This window comes from Yoonia sp. JB2-21, assembly GCF_055693545.1.
On record NZ_JBVFUC010000001.1, the window covers coordinates 512342 to 533773 of the forward strand.

A 21432-nucleotide genomic window follows, 5' to 3' on the forward strand; every position below is an offset into this window, starting at 1 on the left:
AGAGATGGATATTCGACACCTTAGCCCGACTTACGCCGTTTCACCCCAAATTGGGGTCGAAGACATTGCCGCAATTGCCGACGCTGGCTTTGCCACGGTGATATGCAATCGACCGGACACTGAGATTCCGCCAAGTCATCATGCGGACATGATCAAAACTGCGGCAGAAGATGCGGGCCTGTCATTCGTTATCATCCCGGTGACACACCAGGGCATGAACATGCAGATGATTGCGGATCAAAAAGCAGCAATGGCGGCGTCTGCGGGCCCAACACTTGCTTATTGTGCGTCTGGTACCCGCTCATCAATCGTATGGGCTTTGGGTCAAGCGTCCGAGATGTCCGCCGACGAGATTTTGACTGCGACATCCGCGGCGGGATACGATCTTGGTGGATTGCGCCCGCAATTGGATACACTGTCCGGGTCTTAGGACGCGTCAAAATCTACATCCACTTGGGGGAAGTCAGTCATCCCCTCAGTCGGCAAGTCAAGATTTTCAGCAGCAACGAGGTCAGCCGAGACCTCAGGGAATTCATTATCCGGTAGCGGATCGACACCGACGTCAAGGCTCATCGCCACTTCATCGTGCACGACCATTACCGCTTCTCCAACGGACGCAGGAAGATCAGCAAGCAAAGGCGCCGGTGCGGTTTCCAACCGGACGGCCCGGTTCCCCCCAGCCTGTCCGAGTTTCGCCTGCCCCACCGTCTTTCCATCGGGAGCGATGAGGCGAACCGAATGCACCGTGCATCCCGGCAATGGGACGACAGAGCCAACTTTCAGCGAATGAGCAAACCCCAAAGGCACAGAAAACCGATGCAAAACAGCGTCCAATTTAGCCGGGGCCTTTGACACAACATCGTGGAACGCAGTCCCCCAATCGGCCCTGGCGCTTGGTGCGATCGCTACGTTTTCAACGGCTGGCTGAACCGGCAAGATAATCATCAGCAAACCGCTTCGGTCAGCGATCCCAAGATCAACGCTCATCCGGACCGTGCGATAGTCGCAATCCTCAAGCAACAATCCGGCAGCACGTGGACCTTCGATAAGTCCAGCGTGGGAAATCGTCTCCATCCACCCATCCAAGGGGGTCCCGCGGACGGCCTGTGGAAAGGAGGATAGCAGCCTGTCGAGCAGCGGTTCGCAGAGCATTTCATCGGTGCGTGTGGGTTTTCTACCCTCCGCCTTCTGGCCAAGCAGTGCGCCCATCGTTTCCATTTCCAACACGGCACTTCGTAGTTCCACGTCAAACGCGATCAGGCCAATCAGCGCATTGTTCCGTTCCAATCGGATCAGCATAAGATCATCACCAAGCGACCCGAGCATATCCTCAAGATGCGTGATCTCTTCGGCGACGCTACTGACCGTCAAAACGAGATTGACTGTATCGTTAGCGGCCTTTGTCAGCACCAGACGCACAGCGCGCGAAGAGGTAAGCGGATTATCCGTAACCTCAGCGCCTTGCTGACGGGTCATCCGCCGCAACAATGTCGCTTGTGTGCTTTCAGTCATTTGCCTGCCACAGATCTTCGGCGATGACACTAGCCACAAGTGGTTACGTTTGTTCTAACGTCTCTCTTGCATGAACGGGTGGCAGGCTTACTCGGAAAGCGACCCCTGTCTTCTGCGGAAGATAGAACACCTCACCGCCGAGCCGATGCATGATCTCTCGACATATGGCCAGTCCCAACCCAGCACCACCAGCCTTTGATTCATCACCAATGCGGGAAAACTTTTCAAAGATTAGTTCTTCGTTTTCGGGCGCGATGCCTTTGCCATTGTCGATGAAGTCAACGGTACAGTTGGGTCCATCTTTGGTAACTGTGATTGTGAGATGCGGATCCTTCGCGTCACAGTATTTTCTGGCATTTGAGATCAGATTGATGAAAACCTGCGCGAGCCGATCAAGATCCGCTGTCAACACCACCTGTTCGCTCGCGCGATTACGGCTCACTTTCAACGGGCTATCATGCAAGCCGGCGGCACGAACGGCGCGATCCAACAAATCGGCAAGCCAACCCGTTTGTTCGTGCAACACGACCTGACCATTTTCCAGCACCGACAAATCCAACAAATCATCGAGCAATCGCGTCAGTCGCACCGCTTCATCATGAATGATGCCAGCATAGCGCTCTTGATCCGCCTCTGACATCTCGCCATCCCTCAGAATATCCGAGAATGATCGGATGGACGTCATGGGCGTGCGCAGCTCATGGCTGATCTGACTAAGAAACGCGTCTTTCTGGATCGACAGTGCCGTCAGTTTGTCATTCGCGGCGCGTAGGGCTCTTGCGGTCCGTTCTTGCTCCCGCGATTTTGCCTCAAGCCGATTTGAGTACTCCAAAATTTGCGCAGCTTCGTCCGCGACGGCTATAAGGTCTTCGACAGAAACCGTACTGCCGCCAATGACTTGCCCGATCATAGCATGCGCGGTTGCAGCACCAACCGAACCTGCCAGCTCACGCTCCAGCCGCTCGATGAAATCCGGCGTGACCTCAGGCAGATAGCCAACTTTGCCTTGATGCAGGGACTCGCGCTCAAAGAGAGCTTGCGCTTCGCTACTGCCAATAATGCGCTGCGACATGATCAGCAGGTCCTCGGCGCCGGTTGCGGCACTGGTCCAGGCAGGTGCGGCGCTGGAATGTTCAAATACATTGACGAACTGCGCGCCCTGCAGACGCTCCAACGGCGCGGGGAAAGTCAACAAAGACAGTATGACGAAAACGGCGGTGTTGAGCAGCATCGACCACATGATCCCGTGCACCAAAGGATCAAGCCCCGTTACCCAAAATAACGCCTGCGGTCGCAGCCACGCCATACCAAATGGACCGTGATCCATAACCGCCTGGCTGATCACTGCATCCGCACCAAAGCTTGGCAAGAACAACGTCCACAACCAGATCAACAGACCCGTGACGAGACCCGCACCAGCACCGACGCCCGTTGCACCACGCCAGAAAATACCACCAATCATGGCTGGCAATATCTGAACAGCACCGGTGAATGATATCAGACCGATTGCCGCCAAAGCCGTCCCACCGCCCGACATGCGGTAATACAAGAAACCTAATGCCAAGATGCCTGCGACCGAAAGCCGCCGAGACAACAAAATCACATCCCGGACGTCCCCCGACATCACGGCCTGTTGGTTGGTCTGAAAACTGAGCCATATTGGTACGACGATGTGGTTTGATACCATGGTCGCCAGTGCAATCGTGGCAACAATCACCATTGAAGTCGCAGACGAGAACCCCCCCAAAAAGGACAGGATTGCCAGCCCCCCCGGCCTTCGTTCAGTGGTACAGTCAATACAAAGAGATCGGGGTTGCTACCGGCAGGCAAAAGATCCAACCCGACAACAGCAATCGGAACGACAAAAAGACTCATCATGAAAAGGTAAAGTGGAAAGGCCCAACTTGCGATGTGCAGGTGGCGCTCATCTGCGTTTTCAACGACCAAAACCTGAAACATGCGCGGCAAGCACAAGAACGCCGCACCAGATAGGAAAATCAGGCTTACCCAGCGGCCACTGTCTTGGTTCCACAAAATAATATCGGACTGGTCAATGCGGGTCAGCATCTGGGCAGGACCACCGGCGATGCCCCAGACCACAAACACACCGACAGCGACCAAAGCCAATAATTTGACAACCGCCTCAACCGCAATCGCCATGACAACGCCGTGGTGCCGCTCGTTTGCATCGAGATTGCGGGTGCCAAAGATCACGGTAAAGACTGCCAAGCCGACAGCAACCCACATTGCGGTGACATTAAAGTCAGATTGATCCCAGCTGACGCCCCCGCTTTGCGCGAATATGGCGAAAGACAAAGTCACCGATTGCAGCTGCAAAGCAATGTAGGGTGTCGCCGCGATCACGGAGATCACCGTCACAATCATACCCAATTGGGTCGACTTGCCAAAGCGCGATGAGACAAGATCCGCGATCGACGTGATCCGATGCGCGCGTCCGATACGCACAAGACGCCGCAGACACCACCACCAACCAACCATAATCAGCGTCGGGCCCAGATAGATCGTCACGAATTCCAAGCCAGAGCGCGCAGCATATCCGACTGCGCCGTAAAAGGTCCAAGCCGTACAGTAGATGCTAAGCGACAGGGTGTAGATCCACGGAGATGATAGCCAGTTCGCATGACCATTCGTTGCGCGTTTTTCAGCAATAAACGCAATCGCAAACAGCAAAACAACGTAGCCCAGTGCAATGACGATAAGGGCGTTGAAGGACATCATTTGTTTGAGATATCTTCGGCATTCAAAGATGCATCCGATCGCATACGGCTGGACAGTATAGCCGTCAGAATGATGAGCAATACCCACACACCAAAGATATATATCAATCCAGAAGAACCAACCTTGTCGTCCGGCCCGTTGCTTGACCACGCCAGTGGTATCGCTAGCAAGATGATCCCAAGAAACGGAATCAGCTTCGCGCCATCCTGCAGTCGTCTTTGCCGGTAGTTGGCACGTTGCAGGAAAACCGGCAGGTTTTGCTTGCTGCTCATGTCTCCATCAGTCTGCGCACGTGGTCGCGCACCTCTGAATTCGAGAACGGCTTTGTCATGAATAGATTGGCACCAAGACGCATTGCCAAAGCGCGATCTTTTTCCTGACCACGCGCTGTCAGCATCATCACAGGTGTCCGCCGCGTCGCGTCGTGGCTGCGCAACTCACGCAGAATGTCAAAGCCGCTTCTCCCCGGTAACATCACATCAAGGATGATCATGTCAGGTGGCAGATCAAGCACCTTGTCGATTGCGGTTGTCCCATCCTCATGGGTGTGAACAGTCCATCCATCACGAGATAGAATAAAACTGATCGCCTCGATGATGTTAGGTTCATCTTCGATCAGAAGGACGCGTTTGCCCACCTCATCGCCTCCCTTATTTATAGTTCCCTTTCAGTAAAAGGAGCCTCCCCAAGATCAGACTATCACTGCATTTTCCAATGCTGTCAAAGAGGAGGTGAAGGGTTGATCCCCTGCAACGCCGGTTCACGGCGACTTGTGCAGGCATGGCGTGGGCAAATCCGACATGAAACACCAACCGGGTGCGGAGATTGCCCGGTTTCCGGCGGGTCGGGCATGACGAGCATCGTGCTGTGCAGCGGCGGCGGTCCGTCAAATGTGCCACGCCCGACCGGCTCTGCCACCGCATAACATAAGAACCGTGTCGGATTAGGAGCGGGCATCTCGACATGTAACCGCACTGGCTGGGACGGTCGGCTCAGCGCACCATAAAGCGGCCAAAGTGGGCATGCACCGCCGACGCGGGGCATGGAGAAGCCGGCAACCGGTTTCGTGATCAGTAGCGCGCCGGCGGCGTCGCTCACGACCAGCCCCATGGGCGGGTGTCCGTTATCGGGCGGCAACTGTGCCATGCGACGAAGCACTTGTGAGACGGGAACATCAAACTGGTCTGCGACGCGCGCGGGATCATAGCCAGCCTTGCGGCAATATCTTTGGAACGGCAAGAGCGGGAGCGCTGCAACGTCAACGGCATATTGTTTGACGATGGCTTGCAAGATCATAGCGGGCGCGCCGGTCAGGCCAGCGTCCTGCACAATAAGGTTGCCATCAGCCCCCTCTTCCAAAGCCGCCAAATGAAAACCCAATCGAGACAAATAAACTTCGACCTGCTCGAAAGGTGAGCCTGCGTGATCCAACACCGCTTCAGGTGCTTCGAGATAGGTGATCAAAGCCTCGCTACTTGTAGCGAGGCGCACACTGTCGTTGTGGATATTCTCATGAAATCGACGCTGCCAGTCGGTATCCAATTCTTCGGGCCCCACAAGAATTGATGCCGAAGACCGAATGGCGCTCACAGCTGAAATGACCTCATGCAATGCGTTGGCCAGTTTGGGATCATACGCCAGGCGGTCCGTCAGTATCTGACTTTTCTCTTCAAGGTGGGCAATTCTGCGGGCTTGCGCTGCGATCAGGGCGCTCCATCCAGGAAATCGCGCGGCGAGCTCCTCGGTCCGATCCACCTCGACAGCGCCATCAGCAGTTGCAGCCGCACTACGCATATGATCGAGTATTTCTCCATCAGCGCCATCAGCCAACAGGCCGGTATCGACATCCAGCGCGCGCGCAATATCTGCCAGCAGCTTACCGCCGATTCTGCGACGGTTGTGCTCAATGAGGTTCAGGTAAGATGGGGAAATGCCCACCTTTTCGGCAACCGATGCTTGCCGCAAACCAAGGTCAAGGCGTTTTTCCCGGATCCTTGATCCAACGAGCCGCTGCACAGCCATTTCGAATTCCCTCAACAGTTTCAGTGGCTTTCTGCGGGCGCGAGAAAACCGATTTACTAGATTTGCAAGTTATTTGTTCATGATTTTACAAATAAGTCTAGCGCTCTCAATGACTTGTTGCCGAATGAACAGATCGCCACAAATATGACATAGTGTCTAAACGCACGCGTTGCTTGGGCTTGGGGCCCATCTGACAAAAACTTTAGGGAGGATAATAATGTCCAAATCGAATTTCTCGCGTCGTGGCGTCCTGAAAACTGGCATGGTTGCCAGTGCCGGTCTCGCTCTGCCGCAATATCTGCGTGCGGATGCGCATGCCGGGTTCACAAATGCGCCAGGCGACAGTGAGGTCATTCTTGGCTTCAACGTGCCGCAAACCGGTCCTTACGCAGATGAAGGTGCCGATGAACTGCGCGCCTATGAGCTTGCGGTGGAGCACCTGAACGGTGGCGGCGATGGCGGTATGATGAATACGTTCTCGTCACAGGTTCTGGACGGTACGGGTATTCTGGGTCGCGAAGTGAAGTATGTGACTGGCGATACACAGACGAAGTCTGATGCCGCACGCGCTTCTGCACGTTCGATGATCGAAAAAGATGGCGCCATAATGATTACTGGCGGTTCATCCTCCGGTGTTGCGGTGGCCGTACAGGCGCTCTGCCAAGAAGCTGGCGTCATCTTCATGGCGGGCCTGACCCATTCCAACGACACAACAGGTAAAGATAAGCGGGCCAACGGCTTCCGTCACTTCTTTAACTCCTACATGTCCGGTGCGGCGCTTGCCCCTGTGCTAGAAGCGGCTTACGGCAACAACCGGAAAGCCTATCACCTGACAGCCGACTACAACTGGGGTTACACAACACAGGAAGCTGTGCAGTCATCCACAGAAGCGATGGGTTGGGAAACCGTGAACACGGTACTGACACCGCTGACACAGACTGACTTTTCCTCCTACATCGCACCTGTTCTGAACTCTGGTGCTGACGTTCTGGTTCTGAACCACTACGGCGGGAACATGGTGAACTCGCTGACCAACGCCGTTCAGTTTGGTCTGCGTGAAGCACAGGCCAACGGTCAGAACTTCGAAATCGTTGTTCCGCTCTACTCTCGCCTGATGGCGAAAGGTGCAGGTGCCAACGTGAAGGGCATCTTTGGTTCGACAAACTGGCACTGGTCCCTACAGGACGAGGGTTCGCAAGCGTTTGTCCGTTCGTTCGGCACCAAGTACGGCTTCCCACCATCGCAGGCTGCACACACCACATACGTGCAGACACTGCTTTACGCAGATGCGGTCACACGCGCCGGTTCGTTCAACCCATGTGCGGTTGTCGAAGCTCTCGAAGATTTCGAGTTCGACGGTCTGGGCAACGGTCCAACACTCTACCGTGGCGAAGATCACCAGTGCTTCAAGGACGTGCTGGTCGTGAAGGGTAAAGAAAACCCAGAAAACGAATTCGACCTTCTTGAGATCGTCGAAGTCACACCAGCCGCTCAGGTCACATACCCAGCAGATCACCCACAATTCCAGGGTGGTGCTTTGGGAACATGTAACCCAGGCGCGTAAGCCTACAATGCTTCAGGTCACCCTTTACGGGTGGCCTGATCCCCCCAATCACGGGTCATGCGGCGCCAAACTTGGCTGCGGCGTGATGCAGAGCACCGCAAGCTCTTTCCCATAACTGATCAGAGGTCACCAGATGGACCAGTTCATACTCCAGATTCTTAACGGATTAGATAAAGGCTCCGCCTACGCGCTCATTGCGTTGGGCCTGACACTTATCTTTGGTACGCTTGGCGTTGTGAATTTTGCGCATGGTGCCTTGTTCATGCTGGGCGCCTTTGTGGCAGTCACCGTAAGCAATCTACTGACACTGAGCCACAAGGTCGTTGACGAAACGCGGACAGATTTCTTGGGCAATCCCCTACAGGTCGAGGTGCCATATATACACGATTTCTTTGGGCAAGTGGCCGGCGATGCGGTCATCGACTGGGCCGTCCCGATCTCGATCCTCATCGCTATTCCTATCATGGTCGCTATCGGCTTCATCATGGAGCGCGGCCTGATCAAGCACTTCTACAAACGCCCCCATGCGGACCAGATTCTTGTGACTTTTGGTCTGGCCATCGTCATTCAAGAGATCGTCAAATATTTCTATGGTGCAAACCCAATTCCAACACCTGCGCCCGAAGCCTTTGTTGGCAGTTTCGATTTCGGCGTTGCCTTTGGTTTTGATCCAAACGCGATTATCTATCCTTACTGGCGTCTGGTCTATTTCTTCTTCTCGATCATTATCATCGGGGCGGTCTTTGCATTTCTACAATTCACGACCTTTGGTATGGTGGTACGGGCCGGCATGGCCGACCGCGAAACTGTCGGCCTCCTTGGTATCGATATCGACAAGCGGTTTACAATCATGTTCGGGATCGCGGCCGCGGTCGCAGGGCTTGCTGGGGTGATGTATGCCCCCATCAATTCACCCAACTATCACATGGGAATGGACTTCTTGGTGCTAAGCTTTGTTGTGGTTGTTGTTGGCGGCATGGGGTCATTGCCCGGTGCGGTCGCTGCTGGTTTCCTTTTGGGTATTCTGGAAAGCTTTGCGTCGATGTCAGCCGTCATCGACGTGCTGCCAGGGATCAACCAGATCATCATTTATCTTGTCGCAATTATCGTTTTGTTGACGCGTCCTCGCGGCCTGATGGGCCGCAAGGGCGTCATGGAGGAGTAACCAATGCTCGGACTTGAAAAGAAAGACTTTCGTCTGCTGCTGATCGTCGTTGGTTTGACGCTGTTCGCACCTTTCATTCTGAACCCCTTCCCTGAAGGATCCGAAATGGCGCAGTTCAATGCAGGCTATCCAGATTTGATGCAGCGCTTTGTGATCTTCGGGATCTTTGCGATCGGGTTCAACATTCTGTTTGGTCTGACCGGATACCTGTCCTTTGGTCACGCGGCCTTCTTGGGTGCCGGTTCTTACGGTGCCGTCTGGATGTTCAAGCTGCTGAGCATGAACGTGCTGCCAGCCATCGCGATTAGTGTCATCATCGCTGGCCTGTTTTCACTTTTGATCGGGTACGTCTCGCTGCGGCGGTCGGGTATTTACTTTTCGATCCTGACGCTGGCCTTCGCACAAATGTCTTTTGCGTTAGCCTATTCGGTTCTGACGCCAATCACAGGTGGCGAAACAGGGCTCCAGCTTGCCTTGGACGATCCGCGTATTTTTGGTGCTTCGCAAACTGCAACCGGCAATATTCCGGTTCCTGCGCTGTTTGGACTGGAAATGCGATCGAGCTATGAACTCGAACTGGGGGCGTGGTTGTTCACTTTCAACGCAGGCTACTACCTTGCGGCAGTGTTCATGATCATAGCTTTCTACATTGCGATCCGTATCTTCCGTTCACCTTTCGGGATGATGCTGCGCGCAATCAAATCGAACCAAACACGGATGAGTTATACTGGACTGAACGCTAAACCTTATACGCTTGCCGCATTCGTCATCTCTGGCATGTATGCAGGTCTGGCAGGTGGTTTGATGGCCTCGATGGACCCGCTGGCAGGTGCCGAGCGTATGCAATGGACGGCGTCCGGCGAAGTCGTTCTGATGACCATTCTGGGCGGCGCGGGTACATTGATCGGGCCAGTCCTTGGCGCGGGTATGATCAAGTATTTTGAAAACATCTTTTCTAAAATCAACGAAACGATCCTCCATGGCTGGTTTGCTTTCTTACCTGATGGGTTAGAGAACTTTGTGGTGGCGATGATCTATCCGTTTATCGGGAAAGGCTGGCACCTCACGTTGGGTATCGTGTTTATGCTGGTTGTCATCTTCTTGCCTGGTGGCTTGGTCCAGGGCGGTCAAAAAATCGCAGCGGCCTTCAGCCGGAAAAAACCGGAAGACGCCAAGCCAAACGCCACTGAACCGGCCGAATAAGGAGACAGACAGATGGGTTTGTTAGAAGTTAAAGGCATCAACAAGCGGTTCGGTGGTCTGCAAGCGCTGGGTGACGTGAACCTCAGTATTCAGGAAAACACCACCCATGCGATCATCGGGCCGAATGGTGCGGGCAAGTCCACCTTGCTGAATGTCTTGGTGGGCAAGCTGATCCCCGACAGCGGATCGGTGATGTTCGACGGGCAGTCCGTGCTGGGCCGCAAGCCGCACGAGATTAACCAGATGGGCATCAGCCGGGTGTTCCAGACGCCAGAGATTTTCAGCGATCTAAGCGTGTTTGAGAACGTCATGATCCCCTGCTTTGCCAAGCGCGACGGCGCGTTCCGCATGCATGCCATTGAAAGCATTTTTGCTGAAAAAGGCATTCAGGAACAGGCGGGGGCAATTCTGGCGGATGTGAACATGTTGGAAAAGAAAGACATGATTGCGTCTAGCTTGTCGCGCGGTGATAAACGCCGTTTGGAAATGGCGATGTGCCTTGTCCAAGACCCCAAGCTTCTTTTGCTGGACGAGCCAACCGCTGGTATGGCGCGAGCAGATACCGAGAACACGATCAATTTGCTAAAAGAAATCCGCGAGAAGCGCGGGATTACGATGGCGATTATTGAGCACGACATGAATGTGGTTTTCTCACTTGCGGAGCGGATCACTGTGTTGGCACAAGGCACGCCGCTGGTCGAGGACACACCTGACAATATCAAAGGCCACCCAAAAGTGCGCGAAGCGTATCTTGGCGAAGCGCAAGTTTAACTCAGACCATTTAACCAAATGATCTGGGAGGAGACAGAAAATGAACGCACCTTTCAACAAGCACGCCAACAATGCAGCAACCCACCCCGCCTACCTGAGCGTGTGGGAGATCGAGGCCTACTACGGTGAAAGCTACATCGTGCAAAATGTCAGCTTTAACATTCATGAAGGCGAAATTCTCGCACTTCTGGGCCGCAACGGTGCCGGAAAAACGTCGACTCTGCGAACAATCGCCCGCTTGGATGATCCCGAACTGACGCACGGTGAAATCTGGCTCGATCATAAACCGTTACATGAGATGAAAAGCCATGAGGCCGCTGCCAATGGCATTTCGTTGGTGCCAGAAGACCGCCGGATTATCCCTGGCCTAACGGTTGAAGAAAACCTGCAACTGGCCCAGATCACGCCACCGCATGGGTGGTCACTTGATCGAATATACGACCTGTTCCCGCGCTTGGGCGAACGTCGCAAACAAGAAGGCGTGACGCTCTCTGGTGGTGAACAACAAATGCTTTCGATCGCGCGCGCATTGGCCCGTGACATCAAGGTATTGCTGCTGGATGAACCCTATGAGGGCCTGGCGCCCGTTATCGTGCAGGAAATCGCAAAGACACTTGGCGTGATCCGCGATCAGGGGATTACAACTGTAATTGTAGAGCAAAACGCTGTCGCGGCACTCAAGCTTGCCGATCGCGCGGTCATTCTGGACATCGGCAAGGTGGTCTTTGATGGTTCCGCCGCCGAAGTGCTTGAGAATGAGCAGCTGCGCGCGCAGTATTTGGCCATCTGATACGCGGTATACATTAACCTAAAATCGTAGCGAAATTCTTCGCCGCGATTAAGACTTTGGTAATCCGAGAACGCAAAAGTGGTACGATATAGTGCACAGCTTTTCGGAGCCTAGATATGGAAACCACACTCAATTTACAGCCTTCGACGGCAACGAATGTCGCGTCAGCACCAACCTTGCCACGTGCGATCACGACAAAGGTGCAGGAAGTGGAACGCTCCGATCAAGGGGCCACCCTGCCGTCAAACAGACCCTTCGTCGCACAGGTCGTCACTGCGCGACTGTCTGGCTCAGAGTATCCGGAGAACCCAACGGAAATTGCGCCGCCTGACCGGACTTTGCGCCCCTATGATGTGCCGATGCTGCCCTATGATGGAGATGCCGCATCGGCTGACGAAACCTCATCACCCGGCACCCCGGTAACACAAATCACCACTGATGAAGCCTCGCCACAAAAAGTCTGATCGTTTTTCGACCCTATGCTTCCCACCCTCGCAGGGTTGCCCTATAAGCATGTAGATGCTTTGTGACGTAACGTCGCGAAAGCGCCAATAATATGGGCAATGGGCCGAGGACAACATGGGCAACAAAACCTCTCACGATAGCGATGTCAGCTTTATTGCGGCACTGGCAGAACTGCTGCGCGACAACGATTTGACTGAATTGCAGGTCAAACGCGACTATGGCGAAAATGACAGCCTCAACGTCCGCGTCAGTCGTCAAACGCAAACGATTGTCCAAGCGACCGCAGCGCCGGCTGCTGCAGTACCCGCCGCAACCGCTGCACCTTTACCGCCCGCCATGACCAGCAGTAATGAAGACCCTGCCAGCCATCCCGGCGCTGTCACATCGCCGATGGTCGGAACGGTGTATATGGCACCGGAACCAGGGGCCGAACCTTTCTCAACCGTGGGTGCCACGGTCAAGGAAGGCGACACAATCCTCATTATCGAGGCCATGAAAACGATGAACCACATCCCTGCACCGCGTGCAGGAACAATCAAACGTATCTTGGTTGAAGATGGCGGTCCCGTTGAGTTTGGCGCGCCCCTTGTGATTATCGAATAAGGGCAGACCCATGTTCGACAAAATCCTTATCGCTAACCGAGGCGAAATCGCCCTCCGGGTTGTGCGTGCCTGTCGTGAAATGGGCGTAAAATCGGTTGCGGTGCATTCCACTGCCGACGCAGACGCAATGCATGTGCGCATGGCTGACGAGGCGATTTGCATTGGACCTCCCTCCTCTGCGCAAAGCTATTTGTCCTTTCCGGCGATCATCTCTGCCTGTGAGATTACGGGCGCGCAGGCCATCCATCCCGGCTACGGCTTTCTGTCCGAAAATGCAGCTTTTGTGCAGGCTGTCGAAGATCACGACCTGACATTTATTGGACCCACCGCAGAGCATATTCGCGTTATGGGCGACAAGATCACTGCCAAGGACACCATGAAGGACCTTGGCGTGCCTTGCGTACCCGGTTCTGATGGTGGTGTTCCGACGCTTGATGACGCAAAGCGCGTCGGCGAAGAAATCGGCTACCCTGTCATCATCAAAGCCACGGCTGGCGGTGGTGGTCGCGGCATGAAGGTGGCACAAACTGCCGCCGACATGGAGCAAGCCTTTCAGTCGGCCCGCGCAGAGGGAAAGGCCGCGTTCGGCAACGACGAAGTCTATATCGAGAAGTACCTGACAACACCCCGCCATATCGAAATTCAGGTGTTTGGCGATGGCAAGGGCAATGCGGTGCACTTGGGCGAGCGTGATTGTTCCTTGCAGCGCCGCCACCAAAAGGTATTCGAGGAGGCCCCCGGCCCCTGCATCACGCCAGAATTGCGCGCGCGGATCGGGAAGGTTTGTGCCGATGCGGTCGCCAAGATCAATTATATCGGTGCAGGAACAATCGAATTTCTGTTTGAGAATGACGAGTTCTACTTCATCGAGATGAACACGCGCCTGCAGGTCGAACATCCTGTCACCGAAGGTATCTTTGGTGTCGATCTGGTGCGAGAGCAGCTTCGTGTCGCATCAGGTCTGCCGATGTCATTTGGACAAGATGACCTGCAAATCAATGGGCATGCCATTGAGGTCCGCATCAATGCGGAAAAACTGCCTAATTTTGCACCCTGCCCTGGCACCATCACGCAATATCATGCGCCTGGTGGGCTGGGTGTGCGCATGGATTCCGCTTTGTATGATGGGTACCGCATCCCGCCCTACTACGACAGTCTGATCGGAAAACTGATCGTCCACGGACGTGACCGTCCTGAGGCTTTGGCCCGTCTTGAACGCGCCTTGGGCGAACTGATCGTTGACGGTGTCGATACGACCGTCCCATTGTTCCACGCGCTTTTGGCGGAACAAGCCGTCCAAACTGGTGACTACAATATTCACTGGCTTGAACATTGGCTTGATGAAAACCTCGCCTGAGGCCCGTGAAAGATAACGAACCCACCCTCACACCTGAGCTGCTGTTGCAGGCCTATCAGGTTGGGGTATTTCCTATGTCAGAGGGGCGCAACGACCCTGATGTATTTTGGGTTGATCCGCGCATGCGCGGTATCATTCCATTGGACGGGTTTCGGATTTCACGTAGCTTGGCGCGCACAATGCGCCGCGGCACTTTCTCTGTCACCCACGACCGCGCGTTTAAAGAGGTTGTGCAGGGCTGCGCAGATCGCGACGAAACCTGGATCAACGAAACGATCTTTGAGCTTTACTGCGACTTAAATGACAGGAGCTGTGCGCACTCCATTGAAGTCTGGGAGGAAACAGATCTGGTCGGCGGTGTGTACGGTGTCGCGATTGGCGCGGCGTTCTTTGGCGAAAGCATGTTCAGCCGGGCCGCAGATGCGTCCAAAGTAGCACTTGCATATCTGGTAGACCGCCTCAGGCTCGCGGGCTTTCAGCTTTTTGATACGCAATTCATCACCCCGCATTTGGAAAGCCTCGGCGCTATCGAAATACCACGTGATCACTACCGCGCCATGCTGGCGCAAGCGCTCGGTCACAATGCAGATTTTGCTGGTGCCGGTCCGACGCCGAAGGCTCAGGATGTGATACAGCGCAATGCCCAAACATCATAGCGCGGATGGTCCATGGCGTTGAGTGCTGGCGCGGACGCCAACATCCAACCAGAGAAGAGTGTACCTTCGGCATCCCGTACAATGATCTGAGCAAACGCATCGCCGGATGGATTATCAACGGGGTAGCGGCATTCATTCAGCTTGACCGCCAGAAAACCTAAAGTCGCGGTTTGGCCGTTTTCTAACGACAGATCTGTCACTTGGCCGGTCAACTTATCAAGAATACGCAGTTCACCTGCCGTTGCAATAGACACCTTCTGCACCACGGCATCCGTCGAGGTAGAGAGATAGTCTTCGCCTTCTGGTTCGTTCGGCGTCGTGGTCAATTGGCCGATCAGCTCATCCAATGGCACATCTTCGATGGGCGTCGTGACGATTTCTTGCGCTGCCACCGGGGTCGCCGAAAGAAGAGGTGCGAAAACAAGCGCTGCCAGAAGTAACCGCATGATGATACCTCTATTCCGGCGTCCACGCCTCATAGTCTGAACGCGCAGCCGGTGCTTGCCGACGGATCGACCCGGCCGGCGCATAGGCAGCCATTGTTCCAGTCAGGTTTTCTTGATGCGGCTTTTCCCAATCTTTGTGCTTCAGCGCAACTTCGGTCGGCGGCTCATCCCATGTATGATGCAACCATCCATGCCATTCCGGGGCAACGCGCGACGCTTCATTGTCACCGTTGTAAATGACCCAGCGACGACTGTCGTCGCTGTTGCGATAAAACACATTGCCGTCCGCATCCTCACCAACTTTGGTTCCGTTTCGGCTTGTCCAAAGTTGCGTGCCAAAGGACTGACCATCCCACCACGTGAAAATGCGTTTGATGTTATGACCAATGCCCATGTCGCGTCTCCGATTTCGTTAATTATCCATGCACCATGGTGCGGAAAAGGTCCAGTCTACTCAGGCGGGGACCCGCGCAGTGACTTCGATTTCGATCTTCATCTCAGGGCTCTGCAAATTTGCGGAGATCATTGTCGCAGCCGGCTTTGCCTTGGCAAAAGCGGCTGCGGTGATCTCCCAACATTTGGGCCAGTCCGTCTTATTTGGTACGATGTAGTTCACGCGCACTACATGGTCCAAGCTGCTGCCGGCCTGTTCAAGCGCCTTGCCGATTGTGTCAAGCGTATTGCGGCACTGCGCTTCGACGCTTTCAGGCATAACCATGTGGTCGTAGTCATAGCCAGTCGTACCAGCAACAAAAACCCAACCATCCGCCACTACGGCACGGCTGTAACCGATCTGCTCCTCAAAGGGTGATCCGGTGCTAATGTGACGGACGCTCAACGCTTAGCTCGCTGTCGCAGGCTCTTTTTTCTTGCCCTCATCGTGGATCATCAGGGGCGCCACATCAGATGTCACTGCCTCTTCATTCACGACCACTTCCGTCACAGTGTCCATGCCTGGCAGGTCGAACATCGTGTCCAACAGGATATCTTCCATGATCGAACGCAGACCGCGTGCGCCAGTCTTCCGCTCAATCGCGCGTTTGGCGATTGCACTCAGGGCATCTTCGGTGAATGTCAGCTTGGTGCTTTCCAGGTCAAAGAGGCGCTGATACTGTTTCACCAATGCGTTCTTTGGCTGCGTCAGGATCGTGATCAGCGCATCTTCATCCAGATCCGTCAGTGTCGCGATGACAGGCAAACGGCCGACAAATTCCGGGATCAAACCAAACTTGAGCAGATCTTCCGGCTCAAGATCCGTGAAAATCTCTCCAATGCCGCGATCATCGTCTTCGCGCACGTCAGCGCCAAAGCCCATTGCAGACCCCTTGCCACGCTGCGCGATGATTTTGTCCAGACCGGCAAAAGCACCACCGCAAATGAACAGAATGTTTGTGGTGTCAACTTGGAGGAATTCCTGCTGCGGATGCTTGCGCCCGCCTTGCGGGGGTACAGAGGCAACGGTCCCTTCCATGATCTTCAGCAACGCCTGCTGGACACCCTCACCAGACACGTCACGCGTGATCGACGGGTTATCAGATTTGCGCGTAATCTTGTCGACTTCGTCAATATAGACGATGCCACGCTGTGCGCGTTCAACATTATATTCGGACGCCTGAAGCAATTTGAGGATAATGTTTTCAACATCTTCACCGACGTAACCCGCTTCGGTCAGCGTCGTCGCGTCTGCCATCGTGAACGGCACATCAAGAATACGCGCCAGCGTCTGGGCCAGCAGTGTCTTACCGCAACCTGTGGGGCCGATCAGCATGATGTTGGATTTCGCCAGTTCGATGTCCGACTTGTCGGCGTGGTTCAGACGCTTGTAGTGGTTATGCACCGCCACTGACAGCACGCGTTTGGCATGCATTTGACCGATCACATAGTCATCAAGCACGCCACAAATCTCTGACGGTGTTGGAACGCCGTCACCAGCTTTCAAGCCTGCGGTTTTCGTCTCCTCACGGATAATATCCATGCAAAGCTCGACGCATTCGTCACAAATAAAGACAGTCGGACCCGCGATCAGCTTACGCACCTCATGCTGGCTCTTGCCGCAAAAGCTACAGTAGAGCGTATTCTTGCTGTCGGTGCTGTTCGTATTCGCCATCTCAAACCTCTTGGCCCTACGGCCGCTCAAACATCTATCGGACTGCCTCGCCTCCAACACTAGGACAGCCCGCCGAGGTCCACAATGTCAAAATGACCTTGCGCACATCAGCGTTAACAACCCAATAATGCACAATAACGCGCCATGTGAGACGACATTGGGACAGAAACAAGACAAACGCGGCAAATGCCGCGTTTGTTGAGCAAAACGATACTTTTGGGATCAGTCGTCAGCTTTTGTGCGGTTCTCAACAATTTCGTCAATAAGGCCCCACTCTTTGGCCTCTTCCGGCGACATAAAGTTGTCACGCTCGAGTGCCGCTTCAACCTTTTTGAGTGTGTTGCCCGTATGCTTTACGTAGATCTCGTTCAGGCGCGTCTTCAACTTTTGAGTCTCAGCGGCGTGGATCATGATATCGGTCGCCTGCCCCTGATAGCCACCAGACGGCTGGTGCACCATCACGCGGCTGTTGGGCAATGAGAAACGCATGCCTTCATGACCCGCAGTCAACAAAAGTGATCCCATAGAGGCCGCCTGCCCGATCACCAATGTGCTGACCTTGGGGCGGATATACTGCATCGTGTCATAAATCGACAAACCAGATGTCACCACGCCACCGGGGCTGTTGATGTACATGCTGATCTCTTTCTTGGGGTTCTCTGATTCCAGATGCAGCAGTTGGGCCACGATCAACTGGCTCATGCCGTCATGGACGGGTCCATTTACGAAAATGATCCGTTCTTTCAGCAGCCGTGAAAAGATGTCGTAGGCGCGTTCACCCCGGGCGGTCTGTTCAACGACCATTGGGACAAGGTTCATGTAAGTCTCGACGGGGTCTTGCATATATAGTGCCTCACTGTTGGACGGGTTCGTCCTACTTCAAATATCCTGACAGAGTCTTAGTGTTCGGGGTCAGGGGCTTCAAGGGTCCTTGGGGAAACCTTTGACGAATCGTAAGCGGTGACTTACGGTAAGTCATGGCCTACCAAGATGCAATCACCGCTCTCGCTGATCCGACACGCCGGGTCATTCTCGACAGGTTGCGCGCCGGCGCATTGCCTGTCGGGGCAATTGCCGCCGGTATGGCCATCAGTCGCCCCGCAGTGAGCCAGCACCTGCGTGTCCTGTCAGATGCGGGCCTTTTGACGGTAACACCTTCGGGGAACCGCAGGCTCTATGCCATCGCCCCTGACGGCGTGGATCAGCTGCGTCGCTACCTTGATACGCTGTGGGATGACGCGCTTGCCGCCTTTGCCCGCGCGGCCGAAGAAAAAGCAAAGGAAAACAAAGATGCATGACCCTATCAACAAGACATTGACCGTGCCCCTATCTGCGGCAGAGGCGTTTGAGCTCTTTACCTCCGATATGGACACATGGTGGCCAAAGGCCGATTTCTCGGTCACCGGTGCCAAGGCAAAGGTGACCTTTCCCGATCACAAAGACGGCGAGATCATTGAAAAGAGCGACGATGGCAAGACTTCTGTTTGGGGCAAGTTGATCGCTTACGAACCCGGGCAATACCTGGCTTTCACATGGTTTCCCGGCCGCACGGAAGAGGAGGCGACAGTCGTCACGGTGACATTCACACAAACCAATGCAGGCACACAGTGCGACCTGACGCATGGTGGCTTTGACATCTTGGGCGATACAGCAGACGCCGTCAGCACAAGCTATCTGAAGGGATGGGATATGGTGCTCGGCTGCTACAAAGCCGCAGCCAAGTCACCCGTTACGGCCTGAGTTATCCGACGTGGAAAAGCGATGCGAACAAACGCGGATCAAGGCTCTCTGCCGCGAAAGTCTCGCCTTCGGTCAACACCGACACCGCATCGTGGCTGTGAAGACTTTCCTGATGGCTGGCAATCACCCGGAAGTCTGACACGCGCTGATCAAGCTGCAATTGCTCGGTAAACAGACGTGCGGCATCCTCGACAAAGATCGGGTTGGCCGCGTTCAGTTCAGCAAACGCCTGCTCGTCCTCGCGCTTGACCATCACTTGAGTCTCGGTCGGAACAGCGGCACGCGCGCGATCAATCAAGTCTTCGAACCACAAAACGTCGCTACCCTCTTCCAAAAGCACCGAAATACGCGCGACGGATCGTTGGGAATGCGGTGTTGCGAGCTGCCCACGGAATTGGCGGGCATGTTCGGAGAGTTCCAAAGAACATGGGCAGGTCGACGAATAGACATAGTCTAGGTGCACTATTTTTTTGCGGATGCCTGCACTTTCAACCAGTTCAAGCGCGATATCATAATACTGATACCCCGACAGGCCCGACCTCAGGCTTTCAACTTTCATCGGAAAGCTGAACCGCATCTGGATGCGTGCGTCAAAACTCTCAAGATCAGTCTTATAAGCGTCTAAAGCGCGCTCAATCACCTCAAAGCTAAATGTCTCTTCGGCATGCTTGTAGAATGTGCGCATGATCCGGGACATGTTGATGCCCTTCTTCTCGGCTTCAAGCGACACCGTCCCTGTCACAGATGTCTCTAGCGTGAGGTCACCGTTGTCGCGGGTGTGAAAGCGGATTGGCAAGCGAAAATTAGAAATGCCAACGTGCTGGATTTGCTGCTGCGCACCCCGGATCAGACTGGACGGGCCGTTCTGCAAATCAGGCATGGACGCTTTGTAGGCCTCATCAACCTCAAACGCGTCGGGGTAAGCGCGCGCGAGTGCTGGATAATTCGACACCTCCTGCCCAGGGATCAACCGAGAGACAAGCGGATCAAGTGTCGCGACTTCTTCGGCGGTCACGTCAACGACCCAGCGGCGCAGCAGCGCAAGTGCCGCCTCTGCTTCTGCCCTTGTCGGTTCGCGATCCATATCGGGTGAGTGGATATTCATATCTGTGCCCCCCATCGGTGCCTTAGACACCCCAAGATGGGGCCCCTCATCGGAATTTCCAATGATTTCTTTATAGATACGTCGTAATTCCGCGCGCGGATCAGTCATCTGAGGCGTTTTCCATAGGGCTAAACTCATCTAAATTAAGCACTTTTTAGCGCATCCGTCACCTCGTCAGGTCGGTGCAAAGAAAGCCGCCTACTTTTGTAGGGCATTGGCGGCTTCTTGCTGCTCAAGTACACGGCGCAAAGCAGCGACATATAGCCGCCAAACCCCACGTTGCGGCGCATTCATAAACCAACTCTTGCGTAAATCCCAACTCCGGTTGACGGCGGCATCAAGGATATGACCGTTCAGATGAAAGCGTCCAGCTTGGTTGTAGACCGTGATCTCGCCCAGATAGACGATCTTGCCATCTGTCATGATATCAATCCGCAGGAAATCGAATTCCGATCCGATCTCACCAGCGATTTTCAGTCCGATTTCAGCGGCAATTGGCAAAGGCCGTGTGTCAATGTTCGGACTTGTCAGAGCAGGTTTGGTGTCGCGCTCGTATCCGCCCTCCAGCTGACGCAGAAAACGCGCAGCCGAGCCGGGATTGCCATGTCGTCTGATGTTAAACTGCTCAACAATCGAACCGAAGGTATAGTACTTTATTTCGATGAGCGGCTGATCTGGAAACAGTGCCTCCTCTACCAAGAGCCGTGGTTTGATTTTGCGATAGGCCCATTGGTAGGCTTCTCGTCCGTGTTCTCTTTTGAGGAACGCATTCGCCTGTTCAACAATGGATGAACGATCTGCGGGGGGCGACAGAACTGGGATATTCATCTGATACCCATGCGACGCCTTGATGTAGATTGGTTTGTGCCAAAGCTCTTCGGGGATTTCGTTCGCATCCGTGCCAACCCAAAGGGTTGCGGGCATCTTCACATCAAATCCGCGCTCGGCAATCCATTCTTTGCAGGCAATCTTGTCGGTCAGCGTCACAAAAAGAGGGTTGTGGTCGAAAATCTTGCGCCAGAGAAACTTTTCATCACCAAACCGGGGGACCGCCACATCAAGGTCGTGGACGTTGCATTTGCGCATCCGTTTGCGCAGTTCTCGCCACTGCGGACGCGCACGACGTATGATCCAGCCCCGCACCAGCCAAAGAACAGCACCGTCGATTAGCCGCAACATGGAACGCA

23 protein-coding genes and 2 pseudogenes are annotated in these 21432 nt (G+C 54.5%); 13 read left to right on the plus strand and 12 right to left on the minus strand.

Going from position 1 to position 21432, the window contains the following annotated elements:
* Positions 1-4 precede the first annotated feature (4 nt).
* Positions 5-430, plus strand: coding sequence for a protein tyrosine phosphatase family protein (locus ACZ1G5_RS02515; protein WP_472731357.1), 426 nt, complete (start codon positions 5-7; stop codon positions 428-430).
* Here the strand turns inward: ACZ1G5_RS02515 and ACZ1G5_RS02520 are convergent.
* The 5 genes and pseudogenes from ACZ1G5_RS02520 to ACZ1G5_RS02540 all read right to left on the minus strand — a co-directional run bounded on the left by ACZ1G5_RS02520 (position 427) and on the right by ACZ1G5_RS02540 (position 6273).
* Positions 427-1512, minus strand: coding sequence for a FliM/FliN family flagellar motor switch protein (locus tag ACZ1G5_RS02520; protein ID WP_472731358.1), 1086 nt, complete (start codon positions 1510-1512; stop codon positions 427-429). The genes ACZ1G5_RS02515 and ACZ1G5_RS02520 overlap by 4 nt on opposite strands.
* 43 nt (positions 1513-1555) lie before the next feature.
* A pseudogene (locus ACZ1G5_RS02525) lies at positions 1556-4251 on the minus strand (ATP-binding protein).
* Positions 4248-4523, minus strand: coding sequence for a hypothetical protein (locus tag ACZ1G5_RS02530; RefSeq protein WP_472731359.1), 276 nt, complete (start codon positions 4521-4523; stop codon positions 4248-4250). The pseudogene ACZ1G5_RS02525 and the gene ACZ1G5_RS02530 overlap by 4 nt, the downstream one beginning before the upstream one ends.
* Entirely contained in the window at positions 4520-4888 is a 369-nt protein-coding gene (locus tag ACZ1G5_RS02535) for a response regulator transcription factor (protein ID WP_472731360.1), read from the minus strand. Before ACZ1G5_RS02535 ends, ACZ1G5_RS02530 begins: the two co-directional genes overlap by 4 nt.
* Before the next feature lie 83 nt (positions 4889-4971).
* On the minus strand, positions 4972-6273 hold the full coding sequence (locus ACZ1G5_RS02540; RefSeq protein ID WP_472731361.1) for a short-chain fatty acyl-CoA regulator family protein: 1302 nt from the start codon (positions 6271-6273) through the stop codon (positions 4972-4974).
* A gap of 217 nt (positions 6274-6490) precedes the next feature.
* On the opposite strand from ACZ1G5_RS02540, the gene ACZ1G5_RS02545 reads away from it, so the two are divergent.
* The 10 genes and pseudogenes from ACZ1G5_RS02545 to aat all read left to right on the plus strand — a co-directional run bounded on the left by ACZ1G5_RS02545 (position 6491) and on the right by aat (position 14847).
* On the plus strand, positions 6491-7837 hold the full coding sequence (locus ACZ1G5_RS02545; RefSeq protein WP_472731362.1) for a substrate-binding protein: 1347 nt from the start codon (positions 6491-6493) through the stop codon (positions 7835-7837).
* Positions 7838-7970: 133 nt separating this feature from the next.
* Positions 7971-9002: a branched-chain amino acid ABC transporter permease gene (locus tag ACZ1G5_RS02550; protein WP_472731363.1), complete on the plus strand. Its 1032-nt coding sequence runs from the start codon at positions 7971-7973 to the stop codon at positions 9000-9002.
* 3 nt (positions 9003-9005) lie between these two features.
* Positions 9006-10205, plus strand: coding sequence for a branched-chain amino acid ABC transporter permease (locus ACZ1G5_RS02555; RefSeq protein ID WP_472731364.1), 1200 nt, complete (start codon positions 9006-9008; stop codon positions 10203-10205).
* 12 nt (positions 10206-10217) lie between these two features.
* Positions 10218-10736 (plus strand): annotated as a pseudogene (locus ACZ1G5_RS02560) (ABC transporter ATP-binding protein); the annotation flags it as partial.
* A 105-nt stretch (positions 10737-10841) separates the two neighbouring features.
* Positions 10842-10976 (plus strand): ABC transporter ATP-binding protein C-terminal domain-containing protein, encoded by a 135-nt coding sequence (locus ACZ1G5_RS02565; protein WP_373412707.1) that lies wholly within the window; start codon positions 10842-10844, stop codon positions 10974-10976.
* A 40-nt stretch (positions 10977-11016) separates the two neighbouring features.
* Entirely contained in the window at positions 11017-11766 is a 750-nt protein-coding gene (locus tag ACZ1G5_RS02570; protein ID WP_472731365.1) for an ABC transporter ATP-binding protein, read from the plus strand.
* Positions 11767-11882: 116 nt separating this feature from the next.
* Entirely contained in the window at positions 11883-12230 is a 348-nt protein-coding gene (locus ACZ1G5_RS02575; RefSeq protein WP_472731366.1) for a hypothetical protein, read from the plus strand.
* A gap of 115 nt (positions 12231-12345) precedes the next feature.
* A complete protein-coding gene (gene accB, locus ACZ1G5_RS02580) occupies positions 12346-12834 on the plus strand; it encodes an acetyl-CoA carboxylase biotin carboxyl carrier protein (protein WP_472731367.1) in 489 nt (162 codons plus the stop codon).
* 10 nt (positions 12835-12844) lie between these two features.
* On the plus strand, positions 12845-14191 hold the full coding sequence (accC, locus tag ACZ1G5_RS02585; protein WP_472731368.1) for an acetyl-CoA carboxylase biotin carboxylase subunit: 1347 nt from the start codon (positions 12845-12847) through the stop codon (positions 14189-14191).
* Positions 14192-14196: 5 nt separating this feature from the next.
* A complete protein-coding gene (aat, locus tag ACZ1G5_RS02590; protein ID WP_472731369.1) occupies positions 14197-14847 on the plus strand; it encodes a leucyl/phenylalanyl-tRNA--protein transferase in 651 nt (216 codons plus the stop codon).
* On the opposite strand, the gene ACZ1G5_RS02595 is transcribed toward aat, so the two are convergent.
* From ACZ1G5_RS02595 to ACZ1G5_RS02615, 5 genes are all read right to left on the minus strand, one after another.
* Positions 14811-15293 (minus strand): DUF2155 domain-containing protein, encoded by a 483-nt coding sequence (locus ACZ1G5_RS02595; RefSeq protein ID WP_472731370.1) that lies wholly within the window; start codon positions 15291-15293, stop codon positions 14811-14813. The two genes, aat and ACZ1G5_RS02595, sit on opposite strands and share 37 nt — an antisense overlap.
* Positions 15294-15303: 10 nt before the next feature.
* Positions 15304-15687 carry an NADH:ubiquinone oxidoreductase subunit NDUFA12 gene (locus tag ACZ1G5_RS02600; protein ID WP_472731371.1) on the minus strand — a complete coding sequence of 128 codons (384 nt, stop codon included), beginning with the start codon at positions 15685-15687 and terminating at the stop codon, positions 15304-15306.
* Positions 15688-15747: 60 nt separating this feature from the next.
* A complete protein-coding gene (locus ACZ1G5_RS02605) occupies positions 15748-16131 on the minus strand; it encodes a RidA family protein (RefSeq protein ID WP_472731372.1) in 384 nt (127 codons plus the stop codon).
* 3 nt (positions 16132-16134) lie between these two features.
* Complete coding sequence (gene clpX / locus ACZ1G5_RS02610) at positions 16135-17400, minus strand: ATP-dependent Clp protease ATP-binding subunit ClpX (protein WP_472731373.1); 1266 nt, start codon at positions 17398-17400, stop codon at positions 16135-16137.
* Positions 17401-17622: 222 nt separating this feature from the next.
* A complete protein-coding gene (locus ACZ1G5_RS02615; protein WP_472731374.1) occupies positions 17623-18243 on the minus strand; it encodes an ATP-dependent Clp protease proteolytic subunit in 621 nt (206 codons plus the stop codon).
* 134 nt (positions 18244-18377) lie between these two features.
* Here ACZ1G5_RS02615 and ACZ1G5_RS02620 point away from each other — a divergent pair, with 134 nt between their 5' ends.
* Positions 18378-18698, plus strand: a complete 321-nt coding sequence (locus tag ACZ1G5_RS02620; RefSeq protein WP_472731375.1) for an ArsR/SmtB family transcription factor — start codon at positions 18378-18380, stop codon at positions 18696-18698.
* Positions 18691-19140, plus strand: coding sequence for an SRPBCC domain-containing protein (locus ACZ1G5_RS02625; protein WP_472731376.1), 450 nt, complete (start codon positions 18691-18693; stop codon positions 19138-19140). Before ACZ1G5_RS02620 ends, ACZ1G5_RS02625 begins: the two co-directional genes overlap by 8 nt.
* A gap of 1 nt (position 19141) precedes the next feature.
* Here ACZ1G5_RS02625 and folE2 read toward each other — a convergent pair whose 3' ends face one another.
* Complete coding sequence (gene folE2, locus ACZ1G5_RS02630; RefSeq protein WP_472734259.1) at positions 19142-20245, minus strand: GTP cyclohydrolase FolE2; 1104 nt, start codon at positions 20243-20245, stop codon at positions 19142-19144.
* A 198-nt stretch (positions 20246-20443) separates the two neighbouring features.
* Positions 20444-21424: an ATP-grasp fold amidoligase family protein gene (locus ACZ1G5_RS02635; protein ID WP_472734260.1), complete on the minus strand. Its 981-nt coding sequence runs from the start codon at positions 21422-21424 to the stop codon at positions 20444-20446.
* Positions 21425-21432: the final 8 nt, after the last annotated feature.

Excerpts from the sequence above, each read along its gene's own strand:
- ACZ1G5_RS02515 (WP_472731357.1), top strand. The coding sequence starts at position 5 with ATGGATATTCGACACCTTAGCCCGACTTACGCCGTTTCACCCCAAATT.
- ACZ1G5_RS02520 (WP_472731358.1), bottom strand. The coding sequence starts at position 1,512 with ATGACTGAAAGCACACAAGCGACATTGTTGCGGCGGATGACCCGTCAG.
- ACZ1G5_RS02530 (WP_472731359.1), bottom strand. The coding sequence starts at position 4,523 with ATGAGCAGCAAGCAAAACCTGCCGGTTTTCCTGCAACGTGCCAACTAC.
- ACZ1G5_RS02540 (WP_472731361.1), bottom strand. The coding sequence starts at position 6,273 with ATGGCTGTGCAGCGGCTCGTTGGATCAAGGATCCGGGAAAAACGCCTT.
- ACZ1G5_RS02545 (WP_472731362.1), top strand. The coding sequence starts at position 6,491 with ATGTCCAAATCGAATTTCTCGCGTCGTGGCGTCCTGAAAACTGGCATG.
- ACZ1G5_RS02550 (WP_472731363.1), top strand. The coding sequence starts at position 7,971 with ATGGACCAGTTCATACTCCAGATTCTTAACGGATTAGATAAAGGCTCC.
- ACZ1G5_RS02555 (WP_472731364.1), top strand. The coding sequence starts at position 9,006 with ATGCTCGGACTTGAAAAGAAAGACTTTCGTCTGCTGCTGATCGTCGTT.
- ACZ1G5_RS02565 (WP_373412707.1), top strand. The coding sequence starts at position 10,842 with ATGAATGTGGTTTTCTCACTTGCGGAGCGGATCACTGTGTTGGCACAA.
- ACZ1G5_RS02570 (WP_472731365.1), top strand. The coding sequence starts at position 11,017 with ATGAACGCACCTTTCAACAAGCACGCCAACAATGCAGCAACCCACCCC.
- ACZ1G5_RS02575 (WP_472731366.1), top strand. The coding sequence starts at position 11,883 with ATGGAAACCACACTCAATTTACAGCCTTCGACGGCAACGAATGTCGCG.
- accB (WP_472731367.1), top strand. The coding sequence starts at position 12,346 with ATGGGCAACAAAACCTCTCACGATAGCGATGTCAGCTTTATTGCGGCA.
- accC (WP_472731368.1), top strand. The coding sequence starts at position 12,845 with ATGTTCGACAAAATCCTTATCGCTAACCGAGGCGAAATCGCCCTCCGG.
- ACZ1G5_RS02595 (WP_472731370.1), bottom strand. The coding sequence starts at position 15,293 with ATGCGGTTACTTCTGGCAGCGCTTGTTTTCGCACCTCTTCTTTCGGCG.
- ACZ1G5_RS02600 (WP_472731371.1), bottom strand. The coding sequence starts at position 15,687 with ATGGGCATTGGTCATAACATCAAACGCATTTTCACGTGGTGGGATGGT.
- clpX (WP_472731373.1), bottom strand. The coding sequence starts at position 17,400 with ATGGCGAATACGAACAGCACCGACAGCAAGAATACGCTCTACTGTAGC.
- ACZ1G5_RS02615 (WP_472731374.1), bottom strand. The coding sequence starts at position 18,243 with ATGCAAGACCCCGTCGAGACTTACATGAACCTTGTCCCAATGGTCGTT.
- ACZ1G5_RS02620 (WP_472731375.1), top strand. The coding sequence starts at position 18,378 with ATGGCCTACCAAGATGCAATCACCGCTCTCGCTGATCCGACACGCCGG.
- ACZ1G5_RS02625 (WP_472731376.1), top strand. The coding sequence starts at position 18,691 with ATGCATGACCCTATCAACAAGACATTGACCGTGCCCCTATCTGCGGCA.
- folE2 (WP_472734259.1), bottom strand. The coding sequence starts at position 20,245 with ATGAATATCCACTCACCCGATATGGATCGCGAACCGACAAGGGCAGAA.
- ACZ1G5_RS02635 (WP_472734260.1), bottom strand. The coding sequence starts at position 21,424 with ATGTTGCGGCTAATCGACGGTGCTGTTCTTTGGCTGGTGCGGGGCTGG.